General features: G+C 40.5%; 18 protein-coding genes and 1 tRNA gene. 2 read left to right on the top strand and 17 right to left on the bottom strand.

Annotated features, from left to right (window positions below; genetic code table 11):
• Positions 1-5: 5 nt before the first annotated feature.
• The 7 genes from P20311_RS13890 to P20311_RS13855 form a co-directional block, all read right to left on the bottom strand.
• Positions 6-1,196: a UDP-N-acetylglucosamine 4,6-dehydratase gene (locus tag P20311_RS13890; protein WP_008113950.1), complete on the bottom strand. Its 1,191-nt coding sequence runs from the start codon at positions 1,194-1,196 to the stop codon at positions 6-8.
• A 10-nt stretch (positions 1,197-1,206) separates the two neighbouring features.
• Positions 1,207-1,953, bottom strand: coding sequence for a glycosyltransferase family 2 protein (locus P20311_RS13885; protein ID WP_008113949.1), 747 nt, complete (start codon positions 1,951-1,953; stop codon positions 1,207-1,209).
• Positions 1,954-2,964, bottom strand: coding sequence for an exopolysaccharide biosynthesis polyprenyl glycosylphosphotransferase (locus tag P20311_RS13880; RefSeq protein ID WP_008113947.1), 1,011 nt, complete (start codon positions 2,962-2,964; stop codon positions 1,954-1,956).
• 268 nt (positions 2,965-3,232) lie between these two features.
• Positions 3,233-4,198, bottom strand: a complete 966-nt coding sequence (locus P20311_RS13875; RefSeq protein WP_008113945.1) for a Wzz/FepE/Etk N-terminal domain-containing protein — start codon at positions 4,196-4,198, stop codon at positions 3,233-3,235.
• A 1,150-nt stretch (positions 4,199-5,348) separates the two neighbouring features.
• A complete protein-coding gene (locus P20311_RS13865) occupies positions 5,349-7,895 on the bottom strand; it encodes an SLBB domain-containing protein (RefSeq protein ID WP_008113940.1) in 2,547 nt (848 codons plus the stop codon).
• A gap of 119 nt (positions 7,896-8,014) precedes the next feature.
• Positions 8,015-8,797, bottom strand: a complete 783-nt coding sequence (locus P20311_RS13860) for a YdiY family protein (RefSeq protein ID WP_008113939.1) — start codon at positions 8,795-8,797, stop codon at positions 8,015-8,017.
• 107 nt (positions 8,798-8,904) lie between these two features.
• Complete coding sequence (locus tag P20311_RS13855; RefSeq protein ID WP_008113937.1) at positions 8,905-9,723, bottom strand: mechanosensitive ion channel family protein; 819 nt, start codon at positions 9,721-9,723, stop codon at positions 8,905-8,907.
• Positions 9,724-10,156: 433 nt separating this feature from the next.
• Here P20311_RS13855 and P20311_RS13850 point away from each other — a divergent pair.
• A tRNA-His gene (locus P20311_RS13850) sits at positions 10,157-10,232 on the top strand.
• Between the two features lie 652 nt (positions 10,233-10,884).
• Complete coding sequence (locus tag P20311_RS13845) at positions 10,885-11,868, top strand: IS110 family transposase (protein WP_008113936.1); 984 nt, start codon at positions 10,885-10,887, stop codon at positions 11,866-11,868.
• 104 nt (positions 11,869-11,972) lie between these two features.
• On the opposite strand, the gene P20311_RS18740 is transcribed toward P20311_RS13845, so the two are convergent.
• The 10 genes from P20311_RS18740 to trmJ all read right to left on the bottom strand — a co-directional run bounded on the left by P20311_RS18740 (position 11,973) and on the right by trmJ (position 20,827).
• Positions 11,973-12,155 (bottom strand): EAL domain-containing protein, encoded by a 183-nt coding sequence (locus P20311_RS18740; protein WP_370587344.1) that lies wholly within the window; start codon positions 12,153-12,155, stop codon positions 11,973-11,975.
• 282 nt (positions 12,156-12,437) lie between these two features.
• The gene (locus P20311_RS13835) at positions 12,438-13,865 is read right to left on the bottom strand and encodes an NAD-dependent succinate-semialdehyde dehydrogenase (RefSeq protein ID WP_008113931.1); all 1,428 of its coding nucleotides are present in this window, start codon (positions 13,863-13,865) and stop codon (positions 12,438-12,440) included.
• A gap of 684 nt (positions 13,866-14,549) precedes the next feature.
• Entirely contained in the window at positions 14,550-14,888 is a 339-nt protein-coding gene (gene fdx / locus P20311_RS13830) for an ISC system 2Fe-2S type ferredoxin (protein WP_008113929.1), read from the bottom strand.
• Between the two features lie 11 nt (positions 14,889-14,899).
• Positions 14,900-16,762 carry a Fe-S protein assembly chaperone HscA gene (hscA, locus tag P20311_RS13825; RefSeq protein ID WP_008113927.1) on the bottom strand — a complete coding sequence of 621 codons (1,863 nt, stop codon included), beginning with the start codon at positions 16,760-16,762 and terminating at the stop codon, positions 14,900-14,902.
• Between the two features lie 41 nt (positions 16,763-16,803).
• Positions 16,804-17,331 (bottom strand): co-chaperone HscB, encoded by a 528-nt coding sequence (hscB, locus tag P20311_RS13820; RefSeq protein WP_008113925.1) that lies wholly within the window; start codon positions 17,329-17,331, stop codon positions 16,804-16,806.
• Positions 17,332-17,401: 70 nt separating this feature from the next.
• Positions 17,402-17,725 (bottom strand): iron-sulfur cluster assembly protein IscA, encoded by a 324-nt coding sequence (gene iscA, locus P20311_RS13815; RefSeq protein ID WP_008113924.1) that lies wholly within the window; start codon positions 17,723-17,725, stop codon positions 17,402-17,404.
• 9 nt (positions 17,726-17,734) lie between these two features.
• On the bottom strand, positions 17,735-18,118 hold the full coding sequence (gene iscU / locus P20311_RS13810; protein ID WP_008113923.1) for a Fe-S cluster assembly scaffold IscU: 384 nt from the start codon (positions 18,116-18,118) through the stop codon (positions 17,735-17,737).
• Positions 18,119-18,158: 40 nt separating this feature from the next.
• On the bottom strand, positions 18,159-19,376 hold the full coding sequence (locus P20311_RS13805; RefSeq protein ID WP_008113922.1) for an IscS subfamily cysteine desulfurase: 1,218 nt from the start codon (positions 19,374-19,376) through the stop codon (positions 18,159-18,161).
• Between the two features lie 24 nt (positions 19,377-19,400).
• On the bottom strand, positions 19,401-19,892 hold the full coding sequence (iscR, locus tag P20311_RS13800) for a Fe-S cluster assembly transcriptional regulator IscR (protein WP_008113921.1): 492 nt from the start codon (positions 19,890-19,892) through the stop codon (positions 19,401-19,403).
• 209 nt (positions 19,893-20,101) lie between these two features.
• Positions 20,102-20,827: a tRNA (cytosine(32)/uridine(32)-2'-O)-methyltransferase TrmJ gene (gene trmJ / locus P20311_RS13795; protein WP_008113920.1), complete on the bottom strand. Its 726-nt coding sequence runs from the start codon at positions 20,825-20,827 to the stop codon at positions 20,102-20,104.
• Positions 20,828-20,927 lie beyond the last annotated feature (100 nt).

Below are 20,927 nucleotides of genomic sequence, written 5' to 3'. Positions count from 1 at the left end.
CCTAATTACATTTTACCATCGAGATATTTGCCTGTTTCCTTATGTCCAAAATCAGGAAGCATTTTAAAGAAAAGTGAGACAACTTCGTCTTTTGTCCAAGCTTTATTAGTTTTCATTTGCGTGATTGTTTCTTCAAATTCGGCTAATAATGCTTGTTCGAAAATCGCATCATTTTTAATGATCCCTAAGTTTTCAAAGCGCTCCATGTCTAATGTTTCGCTATCCGTAAAGAACTCTTCGAAATCTTTTTCACCTGTGGTGTCACTTTCAGTGAATAGGCATGGCCACTTTCCTTGAGCAGGTAGGGTTTTTACTAGCTCACGTGCTTCATCTTCGGTTTTACATAGGAAAGGTTCGTAACCGCGATCTTTTAGGTATTTAACAGCAATGTCTGCGAAAGTAATTAAATGCAGGGCTTCGCTTAGTTTTGGAAAGAAAATATCTCTATTATCACCAAAAATACACGACATTAAGCATAACTCACCAGATTCTTGAGGTGTTACAAAATACCGCTTAATATCACTAGGAGCGACTATCGGCTGTTGTTTCTGTATACGCTGATTAAAACCGTGCAGAAGTGAACCATCAGAAAAGGCCACATTTGCAAATCGCGCGGTAGAAATAGAGATGTCTGCGCTTTTACGCATTAAAAACATTTCCATAATACGTTTCGATGCACCCATCATATTAACGGGATTAGCTGCTTTATCTGTAGAAACACAAAAGTATTTTTTTGCACCGCAGTCTATCGACTGTTGAATTGTTTTATCTGTGTTAAAAACATTCACGTCGATCATACGCATTAACGTAAATGGATCTTTTTCACTGCGAACATGTTTAAGTGCTGATAAATTTAGTACATAGTCATATTGACCATCAGCTTTAATAAATGCATCGTACTCAACTGAGCCAATATCTAATGCAAATGTTTGAAAATCGCCATCGATATAGCCAAAAGAACTACGTACATCACGCACTAATTCAACCATGTTATTTTCACTAATATCAACAACATGGAGCTTTTTAGGGTTCCGTTTAAAAATTTCTTTTGTAACAGCTTGGCCTATTGAGCCTGCACCACCAAGTACAAGAAATTTTGAATTTGACACAACTTCTGATAATTTCTGCTCGTTAGTTGCTATGTCACTTTTGAATAAAAGCTCTGTTCTTCCGATTAGCTTAAGTATGTTTTCCATGATTGTTCGCTTACTTCTTGTATTTTAGGTAACCCTTTAAGGCATAGATTACAAAATGTTTTAAAGACTTGATAATGCTCAGCTGCTCTACATCTCTATATAGTCGCCACTGCCATTTTAATATTTCAATTTTATTACTGCTCATTCCTACATCCACTCGGTAGTAGGCCAGTGATGCCTGTATGCCATAAGCCTTAGGAGTTAATTTGAGAATATTTAGCCATAAAGCCATATCTTGGCGCTTTCGTATAGTCGGCATATATTGTTTGCCTAGCGCTTGGCAATCATAAATAGCAGTTAAGCAACCTATTACATTACTATTCAGCAGTTCATTGTATGTTGTTTCGCTTGGAGGAATTACCTGCCCTAATAGCTGCTTGTCGCCTGTGAACTTTTGATAACCTGTATATGAAAACGGTATTTTGTTTTTTTGCATAAAGCTTATTTGCTTGTGCAGCTTTTCAGGTACCCATAAATCATCTGAATCAAGAAAAGCAATGTACTTCCCTTTGGCTCTTGAAATTGAATCATTCCTAGCTAAGCCAGCGCCACCATTATCACTTTGTTCAACTAAGCGAATGCGTGGATCATTTTTAGTGTATTGTTTAACTATCGAAACGGTATTATCTTTAGAAACATCGTCAGTAATTAGTAATTCCCAATTTTGATATGTTTGTTCAAGTACTGAATTAATACTTTCCCTTATAAACTTTTCTGCATTATATGAGGGCATTATTATAGAAACTAATTCTTGCATTTAACGCCCCATTCCAAAAACAACTGTTTTAACTGTTAAAAGTAATATTTTTACGTCCAATAACACAGAGTGATGTTTTATGTAATATATATCAAATTTGTGCTTCCATATTGCATCTTCAACTGATGCACCATATGGGTATTTCACTTGAGCTAAGCCAGTAACTCCTGGTTTAACTGCGTGGCGAAAACGGTAATAAGGTATTTCTTGCTCTAAGTCTTTTATAAATACCTCACGCTCCGGCCTAGGACCTACTATAGACATAGTACCTTGTAGAACATTAATGAGCTGAGGTATTTCATCTATTCGTGTTTTACGGATAAATTTACCTATTTTAGTTACTCGCGCATCATTTTTTGATGCCCATTGAGCCCCATTTTTTTCTGCATCGTTACGCATTGAGCGAAATTTATAAACTTTAAATTCTTTATTATATTGCCCCGTACGTTTTTGCTTGTACAAAACAGGCCCTGGACTTTCAATTTTGATAAGCAAAGCTGCTATAAAGGATAAAGGCAATGTTGTCAAAAGAAGAAAAATTGCACTAAATATATCTATCACGCGCTTCATTATTTGTGTACGCTGGTTTGATAAGATAGAGAATGCTTTTTGATGCAAAAAATAACTACTATGCAGCAAGCGTACCTCTGTATATTTGAGCCTATCATCAAGGTAGCTTACTAATGGCTCAACCCATGCCCCGCATTCTGTCGCATTCACTAAAAAATGCCGCTGTTCTTTAGTTAAGTGAGCACTTTGATAATGGCATACTACTTTTTGAGTAAAATCATTAATTGAGTAATCATTAATTACAATATCAAATGAATAGTCATCAATAATACTACCAATTTTTTCAGCACTTTCTGGAGGGCAAAACACATAAATGACACTTTGTTTAAGCGCTTCTGATTTAGATTTAAAACTATTCGTAATAAAAACAGGCTCCATTACATCTAAGTTACTAACGGAAGAGCACTTTTCAGCTTCTACTACTTTAACTTCCGGACTCATAAACTGACCTTCCATTTATATAAATTATTTAATGTACAATTCGAAAACTTTCAAATAAAAAGCGCATTTATAAATCAACTTTCTAAGTTTAATTAAATTAAAAGCTCACCATTAAATTGTATTTTTGCAATTTAGTATCTCAGCTTTATTACAACCCACTGAGACACTTTTTTCTAAATTGAGACAGTCAATTTAGACTATCTCATTGTAATTGCTTGTTTTTGTACTTTTATTTAAAAGTGCCCAATAGGCCTTCTAGAAATAGGTTCTAGGATTTAGAGTTACCTACATAGTGTCTGATCAATACTATCATTACACTTAGCATTCCACCTAAAAGTACGCCAAGCACACAAATTAGAGCGCGTTTAGGCTTGAATTTTTCTTCTGGTACTAATGCTGCGTCAATTGTTTTAAATACGTATTCGTCGCGTACTTTAGCAAACATGATTGTTTTAGTTTGCTCTTCAACTAGCTTGTATAGTACCGCACGTATATCAGCAATTTTTGTTTGCTCTAGCTGCTGTGTTAAAAAGTCGGTACTTTTTATTGCCTCTAATACATCACGCTGTTTCATGGTTTGGTTAATATCTTTAATTAACCAATCTACCCATTGCTGTGCAACATAAGGAGAAACATGCTCTATTGAGATTTTAACCATACCGGTTTCTTTATCTGTGTTGGCACTGATAATTTTACTAAATTCTTTATACGCTTCTTGCATTGAAGGCTCAGGCGCAAAGGGGGCTTTTACTTCACGCACCCATTTATTGTTTTCAGCATCGTATATTTCATTATCGTATACAATGGTGTTCGTTTGCATATTCCATGTTTTAGCGGCCATTAAATCTGGGAGAATGTTATGCTTTTGAATAAAGTCGCTGGTAAATTGGCGTGACTTTAATACCTCAATGGCTAATTGGGCTTTATTACTTGAGCCACCACCTAAGTTAACACCCGCTAAACTCGCTAAACCGCCAAACTGCCCTGCCAATGCACTCAAACCGCCGCCACCTTCTTGCTCTGCTGGAGCTAATAATGCTTCAGACTTATAAATATTAGGTTGATTAATGGCGTAAAAAACTGAAGCCACAGCAAATAAAGTTGTAATTGCTATAATTAGCCACTTACCCTGCCAAATGACCGCAAAGAGTTCGCGTAAATCGATTTCATCATCGGCAATGTTATTTTGCATTGGCATATTTGCTTGGTTTAGATTGTTTGAGTTGTTTTCCATTTAAATCTCATAAGTTCTAGTGAGTGGCTTCGGGCCGCGAGCTATCAGCTATCAGCTATCAGCTATCAGCTATCAGCTATCAGCTATCAGCTATCAGCTATCAGCTATCAGCTATCAGCTATCAGCTATCAGCTATCAGCTATCAGCTATCAGCTATCAGCTATCAGCTATCAGCTATCAAAAATTGAATAACGAGAACATTAGGTCAAGTTATTGTTTTAGGTTTTAGGAACCTTAGCTCGTTCCTCATAACACCAAACCTGCTGCTACATTTACGCGACATAAAGCCCCGTCTACAAAACCATTTTGAACCACAGAGTACACCGAGGCGCTGCGCGCTTCACTGAGAAGAAAAGCTTATATTGATAAAAGCCTTTACCTTTAATCTCTTCCACTGTGTTCTCTTTACCCTCTGTGGTGAATAAAATCACTAACAGACGTTTCGAGCTTCGAGCTTCAGGCACGCTCCACGTTCTAGTTCGTCGCAGAGCTCCTCTCGCTCCAGCTTGAAAGCAAAACTATTTGCTTGTCTAGCCCTTCGGGCACGCTTCCGCCCCTAGGTTGCAGTTCCTACGGTCTGATAAAAAAATAGGTTCTAGGTTCTAGGTTCTAGGTTCTAGGTTCATAATCTTTAAGTAAACACCTGCGGGCGTAAAGCCCGGCCTACAAAATCATTTTGAACCACAGAGCACGCGAGGCACTGCGCGCTACACTGAGAAACAAGTTTGCGCGGCGTAAAGCCCCGCCTACAGGCTATTTAAACCCCGAAGCTCGCAACTCGTCACTTCCTTAATCCCTAACGGCTTCTCTTTACCCTCTGTGGTAAATAAAATCACTTTAACGCGACATAAAGTCGCTGCTACCTTTGCGAGGCGTAAAGCCCGGCCTACAAAATCATTTTGAACCACAGAGTACACCGAGGCGCTGCGCGCTACACTGAGAAAAAGCTTGCTGAAAAATGACAGCTAATAACTGCTCTTTACCCTCTGTGGTGAATAAAATCACTATAGACGCGACATAAAGTCGCTGCTACCTTTGCGCGGCGTAAAGCCCCGCTTTAAAAAACATTTTAGCTGCGAGCCACTGGCTACGAGTTTCGAGCCCTAAGCTAATAGCCCACAGCCCGATACCCGTTGCTTATAACCCTACATTACAGGCTGCCTATAGCAGCTACTGCTACGCCTAGTTGGTAAAGTATTTGCGTTGCAGTGCTCCACAGCGTTAGCTTATCCATATGGCCTGCATCCATTGGCACTACTATGGTGTCGCCTGGTTCTAGCATTTGCTCATTACCTGGAGCAAACCAATTACCTGAGTTAGGTATGCTTACTGCGCCATTGGCTTTAATAATATAAATACGGTCATCGTCAGCGCGTTCTTTTAAGCCACCACTTAGTTCTAGGTAGTCATCAACACTTATGCCTGCTTTATAAAGGTGGGTGGTTGAGTAGTTTACTTCACCCACAACACTAATAGAGTCGCGTTTGCTAGGTACATATAAAGTGTCACCATCTTGAAGCACTAAGGTTTGCTGGTTATTTTGAATAAGCGGCAGGTCTATTACCAAACGGCCTAATGCTTCTACACTTGCGAGGTCATTGAGTAACTTGTTCATTTCATCATACGATAGTGCACTTGTGCTGACTGAGTCTTGAAAGCTTTTTGATGCCACATCACGGCGCAGCTCTGTTGCTAAACGTGCTAGCTGTTGCTGCTCTTGTTGCTTTACCGATAAGCGGGTAAATATAGCGGCATTTTGCTCTGCAAAATTACTAAAGCCACCGGCGCGCTCTAGTAAGTTACTAAGTGTTTCACCGCGGCGAATGGTGTAGGTGCCCGGAAATTTAAACTCACCTTTTAAAGTTACCTTAACGTTTTCTTGCCAGTTAGGAATTGCAAAAATATTTAAGCTGTCTTTGCTTTGCAAAGCAAGGCTGCTTTCGTTACTACCTATTAGTTGTTCAAGATTTATTTTTACATGTTCTACTTGTGAAGCATCGCCATCAACCATGCGGGTTATTTCAGCTTCTTTGGTGTAAGCCGATTCTAACAAGCCCCCAGCGGCTGTTATTAAGTCAGCTACACGGCCATTTACGGTTAAAGGGTAAACCCCTGGGTGACTTACTTTGCCGTTAATTTCTACTAGTTGTATTGCTTTATTCGTTGAAGCTTGTTGCTTCAACTGTTTAATTATTGGCGCTAGTAAATTATTACGGCTGTATGGTGAATAGCTATCAGCGCTTAAATCGTTACTATTTTCATCTTGAGCAGCTTGCTCAATAGATTTATCTTTTTTAGTACCTGAGCCTGTAGTTGATAAAGTAAGTTGCTCTTGCTGCTTTTGCTCAAACTCACTAAATATAATAATTTTATCGTTTGCGTTAAGGGTTAAGTCGTTTTTAGCATTTTTTACAATGGCTTGCGCAACATCAAACTGATGCACTTCTATATCACCACTAATATTTATTTCACGAATTACTAAGCCATAACTTAAATCAGCTTGTTGTAGTAGATCACCACGTACCGACTTTAACACGTCGGAAATGCGCTTACCTTCATACCACTGGTAGCTGCCAGGGCGAACTACTGCCCCCACTAAATTTACAACGTTATTATATTGTGCGCTTACCGTGTTAAAACGAATGCGATCGCCGTCTTGCGGAATGTAATTTATATTGCTAGCAGAAAAGTCTACGGTAAGTACTTCTTTGCGGTTGTTTTTAAAACGCTCTACCACGGCATTTTTAGTATAGGCACCAGGTTTTAAGCCGCCAGCCATAGCTAGTAATTCTTTCGCCGTTTCGCCTTTTTTAAGTTCAAAAATAGCTGGGCGTTTCACTAAGCCTTCTACTTTTACTTGTGCACCAACTGAAGGTACAAATACTACGTCACCTGGCTTTAAAATTATATCGTTACTGCTATCGCCATGAATAAGTAGGTCGTACAAATCAAAATTAGCAACTACTTTACCCGCACGCTTTACTTGAATGTTACGCAGTGAAGCAATATCCGACACACCACCGCTTACAAATAATGCATGCGATACAGTAGTTAAAGACGATACATTATAACTACCAGGCTTGTATGCTTCGCCAAGTACTAAAATACGCATGCTGCGTAACTGGCCGAGCGATACAAACGCTTTAACACCAATAATTTCTTGCTCTACTTTTACTTTTATTAATTCTTTAACTTCAGCGAACGTTAAACCCGCTACTTGTACAGGGCTTAAATCGGGAATATTAATGCGGCCTTCACGGTCAACAATCACTTCAAAACTTGCGCTTTCTTTACCATAAAAGTTAATTAATAACTGATCGCCTCGGCCAACTAAATACGTATCGGGTACTGCTGACGTTTCGCTAGGCATAAATGTAGTAGGTTCACCTGCAAAAAGCTCATAACCAAATGGCTTAACTGTATTAGGGTTTTGTTTTGATGGTTCTGCTTTTGCTGCTTGCTCTTGTTGTACTAAACGAGGGCCGATTGTTGGTTCTTCAACTTGAGGTTGATTACTTGATTGGCTTGACCCAGTTATTACCGATAGATCAACACCGTACTGCTTTGCCAATGCCTGCTGCTGAGACTTTGGTAGCTTTTTAAATTGCTCTATTTGCGACGCACTCGGGGTGAATGCTAATGCACTAAAGCTACATATTAATACTAAAGCACTAAATAAGTGTTTAAAAACGTTCACGAGTAGGTATTTCCCTAGGTCTACAGTCGATAATGCCCGAATTATACACCATTTTCGCGTAATTAAAAAAGAGGCAACCGCCTCTTTTATTACATAATTGTTATTAAAACCGCTATTGGTTAAAAGCTATACACCAATGTTAATGAGGTCTCTGTATCAGTTGCTTCTTTATCGTCAGCAACATCTGAGTTATTAGTGATATTGTAGGCTACTTTCATTTGTAGTGAGCCATTAATTTTAGTCAGCAGTGCGGTTTCTGAGCGAGTTTTAGTGTTTGTATCACCATATTCAACAGACACTAACTGAGTAAAACGGGCGTTGTCTGAAATTTTCCAGCTAAAATCTACTTTACCTAAGGCAATTACTTCGCCTTCGTATTCACCCGCTAGTGAGTTGCCGTTTTCATCAACCTCTTCGCTTACATCTGGGTATTTAAAGTACTTATAACCTGGACCAATTTCAGCATTTAGTTTCATGTTTGACTCGTTTAATAAACGTAAACCATAACCCGCTGAAATAACCGACTCGCTTCGGTATGCGCCAAAGTAATCAGATACGTGCGACCCATAAATAAATAAATGAGCGTGTTTCTCATTTAATTTGTAATTACCCTGCGCTGAAATAGAGTACTTTTCGTTAGTACGCTGCTTTTCTTTAGTACCGTTTTCGTTTTCTACTTCGTCTTCTTTGTAGATGCCGTCTAACTTATACTCGTTGTTCCAATTTTCTAAGTTATGTAATACTTTAATACCGCCTTTTAGGGTGGTTGTTTCGGTATTACCGCTGGTAATAATAGCGCCTACTTCACTGGTAACTTCCCAGGTTTTTTGTTCTTCTTCTGCTGCAAATGCATTGGTTGTAGCTGAGGCTGCTACTAAAATTGATAAAAGCTTAAGTTTCATTAAAAAATAACCCTGTAAATATAATATGTATACTTATTAAAAAAAGCAGCGCACATGCTAACCAATCTCATATGATCGCTGCCTTAATAAAATAAATATTTTAAAAATTAGTCTTGCTTATGTAAATGAACATCCATTTGCGGGAATGGAATGGTAATGTCTGCGTCGTCTAACGCTATTTTAATGTTTTCCATTAACGACCAATATGTTGGCCAGTAATCTTCTGACTTAACCCACGGGCGCACAATAAAGTTAACGCTTGAATCTGCAAGTTCAGAAACCGATACGTTATATGCAGGATCTTTTAAAATTCGTGGCTCGTTATCTAGTACTGATTTAAGTACTTCTTTTGCTTTACGCAAATCGGCGTCGTAACCAACACCAATCACAAGGTCAACGCGGCGAGTTGCTTCGCGTGAGTAGTTAATGATTGCATCTGACATGATTTTTGAATTTGGCATTACAATTACTTTGTTGTCAGGAGTGCGCATTTCAGTTGAGAATATTTCGATTTTTTTAATCGTACCGGCTTTACCGCCCGCTTCAACATAGTCACCTGATTTAAATGGGCGAAGTAGAATAATTAATACGCCTGACGCAAAGTTAGATAACGACCCTTGCAGTGCTAAGCCAACGGCTAAACCTGCCGCACCTAAAATCGCAATGAATGACGTGGTTTCTATGCCAATTTGTGACAGCGCCATTAAAATAGTGGCTGCAAATACAATGGCATATACAATACTAGAGACAAACGATGAAACCGCTTTATCTACTTTTTTCTTGTCGAATGCTTTTTCGGTTAACTTTGCACAAAATTTAGCAATTCGTCCACCCAGTAAAAATATAACAAGCGCTATGACTGCTTGAATACCATAGTGTAAAATTAAGCCTGAATTTTCATTCAGCCAATTGAGTATTGAATCCATATTAACTCCTGATCGTGTTATTTAGCAGTTTAGCGATATTGTTTGTTGTATTGTAAATCTTTAATACGTGTTTGCAACAGCGTTTTACAAGGTTCGAGGAATTTAAAAACCTTACGGTTAATATAGCAAGGTTTTTTTTATGCCCGTAGGCGGGAGTTTACCTCGCGCAGGTTTAATAAAATGCGCGGGATAACCACCGCCTACAAACCATTTTGAACCACAGAGTACACCGGGGCGCTACGCAGAGAAGAAAATCTTGCGCGGGATTAGGGATTCGAGCTGCCCGTTGCCCGTTGCCCGTTGCCCGTTGCCCGTTGCCAATAGCTTAAATATAGAATACTTAAAATAAGTTTAATTTTTTTGATTTTTTGCTTCACAAGCATGGGGATATTATGTATTATGCGCGCCACACCAAACAAGGTGTATGTATGTGGCGGTTGTAGCTCAGTTGGTAGAGCCCCGGATTGTGATTCCGGTTGTCGCGGGTTCGAGCCCCGTCAATCGCCCCACTATTTCTAAGTATCCTCAGTAATATTCAAAGTTAATTCATAACTTCATTATTAAAAATCAAATTATAGTTTATCTATTTGATACACCGAGAAAAGCCACGAGCTGCGTGTAACGGGCTACTCTTAACCCTAACACCGTGCTATATGTGCGCGGCGTAAAGCCCGCCTACAAAATATTTTTTACCACAGAGAACACCGAGGCGCTACGCGCTACACAGAGAAAAGCCACGGGCGGATAGCGGGCTATAAGTCCTAGCACCTAGTCACTTTAATCACTTCCTCTGTGTTCTCTTTACCTCTGTGGTAAATAAAATAACTAAAAAATATAACAATAAGCCGCCCTGCGGCTAACGTGAGCAAGCTCTACGTCTACAAAAAATTTTAATTTACCCGCGCCACGTCGCTCGTAACCTTTCGCCTTTAATCTTTAAAAAAGTTACATGTGCGCGGCGTAAAGCCCCGCCTTGTATCTCTCTGTAATAGATGATTAGCTATCATTTATTACATCGGAAGTTAGTGAGCTTGTAGCCCCGCCCAGTACTTGATACTGAGCCGTAGATTAAGCCCTAGCTTCCAATTCTCAACAAACTGAATGGTATCCAAGCACTCTTAGATTAAGTTGATGCTGTATGTACAAGGGGAGTAAGTAGAGATGATGTTTATTGGTTTTGATATCAGTAAAGATAAAGTTGATTTATGTTGGCTGAGAGATCCAATCACTAATAAAAAGAAAACAAAAGTATTTAAAAATAACCACCTAGCTTTCAGGGAAATTAAGCAATGGCTTTTAAGTACAACCAAAACTATAGCTGAGGAAATCGTTATCACGGTAGAGCCAACCGGTGTTTACCATGAGCCGTTAATGTACTTTTTATACCAGCAAGGATTCAATATTATTCTCGCTAACCCTAGCAAAGCAAAAAAATATGCTGAGGCTCTAAATGTTGTTCATAAAACAGATAGGTCAGATGCGATAATGCTTGCAAGCTACGGTTATGCTAAGCAATCAACCGTTAACTTCTGGCAACCTGAAGCAAAGGAAATTAGAGAGCTTAAAGCCTTACTGCGTCGACTTGATGCATTGGAGTCCAATAAACAACGAGAGCAGAATCGATTAGAAGCAAGTGAGTTTAATGCGACATCTGAGCGAGTCACTCAATCATTAAAAGAAACGATTAACTTTCTAGATGATGAGATAAAAAAACTTAAGTCAGATATTGATAGTCACATAAATAGCTTTCCTGACTTAAAGAAGAATAGAACGTTACTAGAAACAATCCCCGGTATTGGGCCTGTTATGTCTCGGGAGCTGACGTATATATTCGCCGCTAAAAATTTCAGCAGAGCTAAGCAAGCTGCTGCCTACTGTGGCTTAATACCGCGGCTGCATGAGTCTGGGAAAATGAAGGGCCGTACAACTATGAGCAAGCTAGGGCCCTCAAAAATAAGAAGTAAACTTTATATGGCAGCAGTAGTCGCTGGGCAGTGGAATTATAAGATACAACAGCAAAAAATAGCCTTGCTGAATAATGGCAAAACGTCGATGCAAATCATTGGCGCCAATATGCGTAAACTCATTCATATATGTTTTGGTGTAATAAAAAATCAAGAAGCGTTTAAGATCCAAGAAAGTTAAATACGATCTTGAAGCCTATAAAGAGAGATGGTATCTACAAAACAATTAAAACGCGGTGGTTCCCCGAAACTCGTTGCCCGTTGCCCGCGCTCCGTTGCCGTTTATTAAAGGCGTTCTTTCCACTGTGCAATAGGCAGTGGCTTTGAAAATAAATAGCCTTGAAACAAGTCGCAGCCACGTTGTTTTAAGTAATTGAATTGCGCCGTTTCTTCAACGCCTTCTGCCACGCTATTTACGCCAAGTGCGTTGGCCATGTCGATGTTCATGTTTACAATTGTTAGAGTAATTTTAGACCGAAGCGATAAGGTTCGCCAAAAAAGGGGCTAAAAAAAATGCCACCAAATGGTGGCATTTACACACGGGGGCATTTCTACTTATAGAAATTTTTTTACTTTTTATTTGGTTTTTAGTGTTGTTTTATTAACAAAAAATATGTGGCAAAGGTAGCACTTAGTCCTTGCTGTATCAATAGCAAAAAGAAAAGTTCATGATTTCGCCATATTATTGTAATAAACAAACGTTACCGAAACACAGCCTAAGAACCTTAAGCGTAAAATCGCGGATTGCTATTAAATTTTAATACACACGTACTTTTCTTCTAGGTATTCATTAAGTCCTTGGTGTCCACCCTCTCGCCCTAAGCCAGATTGTTTTACCCCACCAAACGGAGCAACGGGGTTTGATATTACCCCTTCATTTACGCCTATCATTCCAAATTCAAGCCCTTCGCTAATGCGGTAAACTTGTTTTAAATCTTGGCTATAAAAATAAGCGGCTAAACCATAGGGCACATCATTAGCAAGCGCAAGCACTTCTGCTTCTTCATCAAAAGGGATGACCGTTAGCACAGGGCCAAATACTTCTTCGTGGTATATATCCATTTCAGTCGTTACATTAGTAACAATGAGCGGGTTTTGAAAGCTGCCGCCTAAACTGCTGTTATCCCCTATTAGGTCTGCGCCTTTATCAAGTGCATCTTGCACAAGCTGCTGCACTTTATCTTTCGCTTTTGGGTAAATTAGCGGGCCAATATCTACGCCCTCTTCAAACCCATTGGCTACTTTTAATGCAGCTACTTTAGGCGTAATTTTCGACAATACTTTATCGATAACACTACGCTGAATAAAAATGCGGTTTGCGGCTACACATGCTTGGCCACTGTTTCTAAATTTAGCCGCCATAAGCCCGTCAATCGCATCATCCAGATCCGCATTATCAAAAATGATAAACGGCGCATTGCCGCCTAATTCCATTGAGGTACGCTTAACCATGTCGGCACATTGCTTAAGTAATTGGCTACCAACACCTGTAGAGCCAGTAAAAGTAAACTTACGTACCACCTCTGAGTCTGTCAGCATTTTGCCAACCTTTTTGGCATCTTGTGACACAAGCACATTAAATGCACCTTTAATAAAGCCAGCCTGATCAGCTAAATAAGCTAAAGCGATAGCACATAATGGTGTGTGCTCAGAAGGCTTGAGTATAAAACTACAGCCCGCGGCATAAGCCGGCGCGACTTTTCGAGTCACCATAGCAACAGGAAAATTCCATGGCGTAATACCTGCTACCACGCCAATAGGTTGCTTGAAGCTAGTTAAACGATGACTGTTATCGGTGGCGGGGATCACATCGCCGTAGCTGCGTTTAGCTTCTTCTGCAAACCACTTAATAAAACCGGCGCCATAATCTATTTCACCAAGCGATTCTTTAAGCGGTTTTCCCTGCTCTTTAGTCATAAGTGTAGCAAGGGTTTGTTTGTGCTTTATCACTAGATCATACCAACGCATCAAGGTGTCACTTCGCTCGGTCGCATTGGTGGCTTTTAATTTTACAAAAGCGCCTTTTGCTGCTGTTATGGCATTTTTTACGCCTTGCTCGTCAATATCACTTACATCAACAATACTTTGTTCGGTGGCCGGATCATCAACGCTAAAGCGTGAGTTGGTTTGATAAAATTCACCGTTAATAAACGAGTCTGAAAAAATAAGATCACTCAAAATATACCTCCGAAATGGGTTTTGGTTTTTGGGCTTCGGGTTTCGAGCTTCGAGCTTCGAGCTTCGGGCTTCGATAAATTAAAAAAGCCTTGTGGTTAACGCTACAAGACTTTTTAATTTTAATTTACCTGCCGCCCGTAACCCTTTACCTTCAACCTTTGTATTTATTCACTTCCTCTGCGCACTCTGTAATCTCTGTGGTAAATAAAATTACTAACAAACGCGGAATAAAACCGCTTTAAAAAGCATATGCACAAAGAGAAGTGAATGAGAAGAAAATGAGAAAGCACTAACCATTAGCCTGAGTGATTAATTGTTTTGTCACTTCCTCTAAAAGCGCAGCGTCTCTTAACCTCTTTGTGCATAATTTTATTACCTTTAACCACATTTGCGCGGCGTAAAGCCCCGCCTACAAAATATTTACACCACAGAGAATACAAAGGCGCTTCGCGCTACACCGAGGGGTTAAGGTAAATAACACTAAACCTTTGCCTTTGCTCACTTTCTCTGTGCCCTCTGTGGTGAATAAATCACTAAAAAATCAAACAATGAGCCGCTGCAAGGCTAACTTGAGAAAGCTCTACGTCTACAAAAGATTTGTCTGCGCGGCATAAATCTTCGCCTAAAACAAAAAAGCCGCTGTATCAAACAGCGGCTTTTAATATAATAGTCGTTAATTAAAAACTAGTGTTCTTCATTAACGATATTGAGATTGTACTTAGGTATTTCAACCACTAAGTCTTCATCTCTAATGATTGCTTGGCAACCTAAACGTGACTCAGGCTCTAAACCCCAAGCTTTATCTAGCATGTCATCTTCTAGGTCGTCACTTTCATCTAATGAGTCAAAACCTTCACGGATCACTAAGTGACAGGTTGTACATGCACATGACTTTTCACAGGCATGAGGAATGCTAATGCCATTTTTAAGCGCGATATCAAGTACCGTTTCGCCAGCGGGCGCTTCTATTGCAGCACCGTCAGGACACAACTCCGGATGGGGAAGAAAAACAATTTGTGGCATTCTAATCTCTCTTATATATTGTCTACTGACTGGCCTGTTAAGGCTTTTTTAATTGATGCATCCATTCTACGCGCGGCAAAATCACTACTCGCATTGTCCATTTTTTCAATGGCTGCTTTAATTTCGCTTGGCTCTTGTGCACTCTCGCGTACTTTTGCAAGTTCGTTTATTTCCACTTTTAGCGCCGCTAGTTGCTCAGGCTCAAGTAAATCGCCATCAGCTGCTAAAGAGGCTTCCATTGCTTCTATTACACGAAGCGCTTCAACTTGTTGCTCTTTAAGCATACGCGCTTGCATGTCGACTTTAGCGTTACTCATCGACTCTTTAAGCATATTAGCAACTTGGTCGTCAGACAAACCAAACGACGGTTTTACTTGTATTTCTGCTTGAACGCCGGTTGATTTTTCCATGGCTGATACGCTTAGTAAACCATCAGCATCTACTTTAAAGGTAACGCGAATATGCGCCGCTCCCGCAGCCATAGGTGGAATGCCTTTTAAGCTGAACTTTGCCAGCGATCGACAATCGTCAACCAGTTCACGCTCACCTTGTAATACATGCAACGACATAGCCGTTTGACCATCTTTAAACGTAGTAAATTCTTGCGCACGTGCAACTGGAATAGTGGTATTGCGTGGAATGATTTTTTCAACCAAGCCACCCATGGTCTCAAGGCCTAACGACAACGGTAACACATCCAGCAATAACATATCTGAGTCTGGCTTATTGCCAATGAGCACGTCTGCTTGCAGTGCTGCACCCAATGCCACAACGCGGTCAGGGTCGATTGAGGTTAGCGGTTCTTTATCAAAAAAGCTATGTACTTGGCTGCGTACCAGTGGCATACGCGTTGAACCGCCGACCATAATAACTTGTAAAACTTCTTCGTTTTCAATGCCAGCATCTTTAACAGCTCGGCGACACGAACGCAGTGTTTTTTTAACCAGTGGCATCGCCATTTCGTCGAATGTTTCGCGCGTTACTTCTACCGTGTGGTTTTGCCCGTCAAATTCAAGCCCTACATTTACTTTTGCGTATTGGCTTAACGCTTCTTTACAGGCTTTGGCTTTGTTAATAAATAAACGTAAAACCGAAGGTGATAACGCTGATACACCGGTTTGCTGCTTAAAGTAGTCAACGAGTAGTGAATCAAAATCGTCACCACCTAAACTTGAGTCGCCGCCGGTTGCCATTACTTCAAACACACCTTGGTGTAAACGAAGAACAGAAATATCAAATGTACCACCGCCTAAGTCGTAAACGGCAATGATACCTTCTTGGCCCGAATCTAAACCATAGGCAACAGCCGCCGCTGTTGGCTCGTTTAACAAGCGTAATACATTAATGCCAGCAAGCTCTGCGGCATCTTTAGTACTTTGACGCTGAGCATCATCGAAATACGCAGGAACGGTAATAACAGCCCCTAAAATTTCTTGATTACCAAAACTTTGTTCTGCACGCGCTTTCAACGCGGCTAATATGTGGCTTGACGCTTTAACTGGGCTGACTTTTCCAGCCTCAGTTTGAATAGCAAGCGAGCCATTATCTTCACAAAATTGATACGGTAATTGGCCGTAGCTGTGCTCTATTTCAGCCTGTGTTTTACCTAAAAAACGCTTTACCGAAATAAGTGTATTTGCAGGGTCTTGTGTTGCAGCTTGAGCCGCATCGCTACCCACAGTAATACCACCGGCTTGATAACGAACAACCGACGGTAACATTGCTTCGCCTGACTCATCAGTAATAGTGCGTGCTTCGCCGCTTTGTACGGTTGCCACTAATGAATTTGTAGTGCCTAAATCAATTCCAATGGCTAATTTGTGTTCATGTGGTGCCGCGCTCTGCCCCGGCTCAGCAATTTGCAATAATGCCATAATGCTCTTTAAACTCGTGTTGCTCGCTTTGCAGCAAGTAATTAATCGTCAAATAAACTGTCTTCAATGCGTTCAAGTTCGTCTTGTAACTTATATACAAATTTTAATTTGCGAATGTTGTCAGCAGCGTGTTGATATTGTTGCTCATCGTTGCTTGCAAGTTGCTCAGCCAATTCGTTGCTATACTGGGCTTTTAATTGCTTTATTTGTGATTCAAAATTAGCAATAGCGATATCTGGATCACTTGCAGAGGGAAGTTCTTCAAGCTCTTCGCGCAGTTCCATTTGTTGCATCAAGAACATGGGATCTTGCAGTGTTTGCTGCTCAGCGCGAATATCAACGCCCAGCTCGCTCAGCATATATTCTGCACGTTTAACCGGATGCTTAAGTGTTTGTAATGCGTCGTTAATTTCAGCGGTACTTTGTACGGCCATTAATTTATCACGACTGCTGGCATTAGCATGACGATCAGGGTGTACAGCACGTTGAAGTTCTAAGTAGTGCTTGTTGATCATTGCTAAGTCAATATTGTAGTCAACCGGTATTGCAAATAACTCAAAATAACGCATAACTTCTCACAAATGACAAAGCCCTACATTAACTGGCAGGGCTTATTTATATCTTAAAACAAGTTTGAGCTTAAACGGTAAAGCTTTCGCCACAGCCACACTCATCGGCTTGGTTAGGGTTATTAAATTTAAACCCTTCATTTAAGCCTTCTTTAGTGTAGTCGAGCTCAGTGCCGTCGATATAAACTAAGCTTTTAGCGTCAACAATTAAAGTAACGCCTTTGGCCGCAAATGTTTCATCGTCATCGTTTAGCTCATCAACAAACTCTAGAACATAAGCAAGACCTGAACAGCCCGTCGTTTTAATGCCAACTCGCAGGCCAATGCCTTTACCACGGTTTGCTAAAAATGATTGTACGCGGTTTGCTGCCGCATCTGTCAATGTCACTGCCATGAATATCTCTTAGTTTGTATGTTTGCTTTTGTAATCTGCAATTGCTGCTTGAATTGCATCTTCGGCTAAAATTGAACAGTGAATTTTCACTGGCGGTAATTCTAGCTCTGCGCTGATATCGGTGTTTTTGATAGTTGCAGCTTCGTCTAATGTTTTGCCTTTAACCCACTCTGTTACCAGTGAAGATGAAGCAATTGCACTACCACAGCCGTACGTTTTGAATTTTGCATCTTCAATCACGCCTTCTGCTGACACTTTAATTTGCAACTTCATTACGTCACCACATGCTGGTGCGCCTACCATACCCGTTGCCACTGACGGATCGTTTTTATCTAGAGCACCTACGTTACGTGGGTTTTCTACGTGGTCGATTACTTTATCACTGTAAGCCATAATTCTATCCTCACTACCTGCTAGGTATGGGCTCCACTAATTAGTGGTGCGCCCATTCAACTGAATCTAAATCAACACCTTCTTGGTGCATTTCCCAAAGAGGAGACATTTCACGTAAACGGCCAATCGAGTTTTTCATTAGCTCAACGGTGTAATCAATCTCTTCTTCGGTGGTAAAACGGCCAATACTAAAACGAATCGAGCTGTGCGCTAGCTCGTCGTTGCGACCTAATGCACGTAATACGTAAGAAGGCTCTAAACTTGCAGATGTACAGGCTGAACCTGACGATACCGCAATATCTTTAACAGCCATTAATAACGACTCACCTTCAACAAAGTTAAAGCTAATGTTGACAATACCAGGTACTGATTGGTCTTGCGTGCCGTTAAAGTACACTTCGTCCATATCCGTTAAAATGCCGTCGATTAGGCGTTTACGCAACGCACTGATGTGTGCGTGATCTTTTTCAAAATCTTGTTTTGCAATTCTAAATGCTGCGCCCATACCCACTAATTGATGAGTTGCTAATGTACCAGAACGCATACCACGTTCATGGCCGCCACCGTGCATTTGTGCTTCTAAACGTGCACGTGGTTTACGACGAACATACAAAGCACCTACGCCTTTAGGGCCGTATACTTTGTGCGCCGAGAATGACATAAAATCTACTTTGGTTTGTTGCACGTCAATTAAAACTTTACCCGCGCTTTGTGCTGCATCTACATGGAACATAATTTTACGTTCGCGGCACATTTCACCAATAGTATTGATGTCTTGGATTACACCTAGCTCGTTATTTACATGCATAATACTTACAAGCACGGTGTCGTCACGCATGGTGTCTGCTAATTTTTGCAGATCAAGTAGGCCGTTTTCTTCAACGTCCATGTAGGTTACTTCAAACCCTTGACGCTCAAGCTCACGACATGTGTCGATAACTGCTTTGTGTTCAGTTTTAGCGGTAATAACATGCTTACCTTTTTTCTTGTAAAACTGAGCTGCACCTTTAATAGCAAGGTTATTTGATTCTGTTGCACCCGATGTGAATACGATTTCACGTGGGTCTGCATTAATTAAATCAGCAATGTCAGTACGTGCTTGGTCAACGACTTCTTCAGCTTGCCAACCAAAACGGTGTGAACGCGATGCTGGATTACCAAAATTACCGTCCATAGTCAGGCACTGCATCATTTCTTTGGCAACTCGTTCGTCAACGGGCGTAGTTGCTGCGTAATCTAAATAAATCGGTAACTTCATTTCTCTCTCCGCTGCAGGTCAACCTTAAAGTTGACAGCTTACTTGAATATTTTCCAACTGCTTAATTGCATCATTAACGCTGTTTTCTTGGCGAAGAGCGACCGCTTTAACGTCCGACTTTTCAACCAGTTCAGCTAAGGTAATATTATTTAAAAATTCTTCAATTCGTGCGCTTAAGTCTGACCACAATGTATGGGTTAAACAACGCATGCCACTTTGACAACCAGTATTGCTTCGCTGACACCGAGTAGCGTCAACAGATTCATCTACCGCATTGATAACATCGCCAACTGAAATTACATCGGCCTCACGTCCTAGTAAATAGCCCCCACCAGGACCTCGAACAGAACTCACTAGCCCATTTTTACGTAAACGGGCAAATAATTGCTCAAGATAAGACAAAGAAATTTCTTGGCGCTGCGAAATATCTGCAAGCGCTACAGGGCCTATATTTGCATGTAGTGCAACATCCAGCATGGCTGTAACGGCGTATCTGCCTTTTGATGTTAACTTCATAACGCCCCCCGCACAAAAGAGTGCAAATTTTAATTACCAGAGTAGATTAGTCAAGTATTCTAGGTTCTAGGTTCTAGGTTCTAGGTTCTAGGTTCTAAAAAACTTGTAATACCCGACTGTTTTGGTCAAGTATTGGGTCTATTGTAATTACCTGAGTAATTTAGTCAAGTATTAGTAGAGCAATAAAGGGCGCTATTTATAACTAATTGCTATTTTATAGACTTATTAATTGAGGTAAGAATACCTCGTAATATGTTCATTTCTGCATCTTCAGGGCGAGCACGATTAAACAAACGACGTAGCTTAGTCATTACCATGCCTGGGTGCTGCTTAATGATGAAGCCTGTTTTAAACAAGGTGTCTTCAAGGTGTTCGTAAAACAATTCTGTTTGTTTAGACGATGGATATAGGGTTTCGTCTTCTTGCTGTTCCGCTTTAGGCTGTTGATTTAAAAATGCCATACGCGTTTCATAACATAAGGTTTGTACTGCCATCGCTAAATTTAGCGAGCTGTATTCTGGATTAGCAGGAATACACACATGGTAATTACACAGTTGTAATTCTTCGTTTGTTAAACCACTGTTTTCACGACCAAATACAAGCGCTACAGGGCCATTTACGGCTTCGCCAACAAGCTTTTCACCACATTCACGCGGCTCTACCATAGGCCACGACAACGTACGTGAGCGGGCGCTAGTACCAATCGTTAATGCACAATCAGCAATCGCATCGGCAACCGTATCAACAATAACCGCATTACCAAGTACATCAGTAGCACCTGCAGCCAGTGCGCTGGCATGACTGTCTATTTCACAGGCTGGATCTACAAGGTATAACTTTGATAATCCCATGGTTTTCATGGCGCGTGCCGCAGAACCAATATTGCCAGAATGTGAGGTATTAACTAAAACGATGCGAATATCATCTAAGATCATTACAGTGCTACTTATCGAGTACAAAAAAATTGCGCAAATTCTAGCATGAAAACGCGCTGAGATCCTATATTCAATAGTCTAGATCTTAAAGATCAGTTCG

This window comes from Pseudoalteromonas sp. BSi20311, from assembly GCF_000239875.1.
Lineage (GTDB): Bacteria > Pseudomonadota > Gammaproteobacteria > Enterobacterales > Alteromonadaceae > Pseudoalteromonas.
This window is presented reverse-complemented; position numbering and strand designations above follow the sequence as displayed.

What these genes read in the sequence shown, in the direction of transcription:
- P20311_RS13890 (WP_008113950.1), bottom strand. Translation starts at nt 1,196, where the DNA reads ATGGAAAACATACTTAAGCTAATCGGAAGAACAGAGCTTTTATTCAAA.
- P20311_RS13885 (WP_008113949.1), bottom strand. Translation starts at nt 1,953, where the DNA reads ATGCAAGAATTAGTTTCTATAATAATGCCCTCATATAATGCAGAAAAG.
- P20311_RS13880 (WP_008113947.1), bottom strand. Translation starts at nt 2,964, where the DNA reads ATGAGTCCGGAAGTTAAAGTAGTAGAAGCTGAAAAGTGCTCTTCCGTT.
- P20311_RS13875 (WP_008113945.1), bottom strand. Translation starts at nt 4,198, where the DNA reads ATGGAAAACAACTCAAACAATCTAAACCAAGCAAATATGCCAATGCAA.
- P20311_RS13860 (WP_008113939.1), bottom strand. Translation starts at nt 8,797, where the DNA reads ATGAAACTTAAGCTTTTATCAATTTTAGTAGCAGCCTCAGCTACAACC.
- P20311_RS13855 (WP_008113937.1), bottom strand. Translation starts at nt 9,723, where the DNA reads ATGGATTCAATACTCAATTGGCTGAATGAAAATTCAGGCTTAATTTTA.
- P20311_RS13845 (WP_008113936.1), top strand. Translation starts at nt 10,885, where the DNA reads ATGATGTTTATTGGTTTTGATATCAGTAAAGATAAAGTTGATTTATGT.
- fdx (WP_008113929.1), bottom strand. Translation starts at nt 14,888, where the DNA reads ATGCCACAAATTGTTTTTCTTCCCCATCCGGAGTTGTGTCCTGACGGT.
- hscA (WP_008113927.1), bottom strand. Translation starts at nt 16,762, where the DNA reads ATGGCATTATTGCAAATTGCTGAGCCGGGGCAGAGCGCGGCACCACAT.
- hscB (WP_008113925.1), bottom strand. Translation starts at nt 17,331, where the DNA reads ATGCGTTATTTTGAGTTATTTGCAATACCGGTTGACTACAATATTGAC.
- iscA (WP_008113924.1), bottom strand. Translation starts at nt 17,725, where the DNA reads ATGGCAGTGACATTGACAGATGCGGCAGCAAACCGCGTACAATCATTT.
- iscU (WP_008113923.1), bottom strand. Translation starts at nt 18,118, where the DNA reads ATGGCTTACAGTGATAAAGTAATCGACCACGTAGAAAACCCACGTAAC.
- P20311_RS13805 (WP_008113922.1), bottom strand. Translation starts at nt 19,376, where the DNA reads ATGAAGTTACCGATTTATTTAGATTACGCAGCAACTACGCCCGTTGAC.
- iscR (WP_008113921.1), bottom strand. Translation starts at nt 19,892, where the DNA reads ATGAAGTTAACATCAAAAGGCAGATACGCCGTTACAGCCATGCTGGAT.
- trmJ (WP_008113920.1), bottom strand. Translation starts at nt 20,827, where the DNA reads ATGATCTTAGATGATATTCGCATCGTTTTAGTTAATACCTCACATTCT.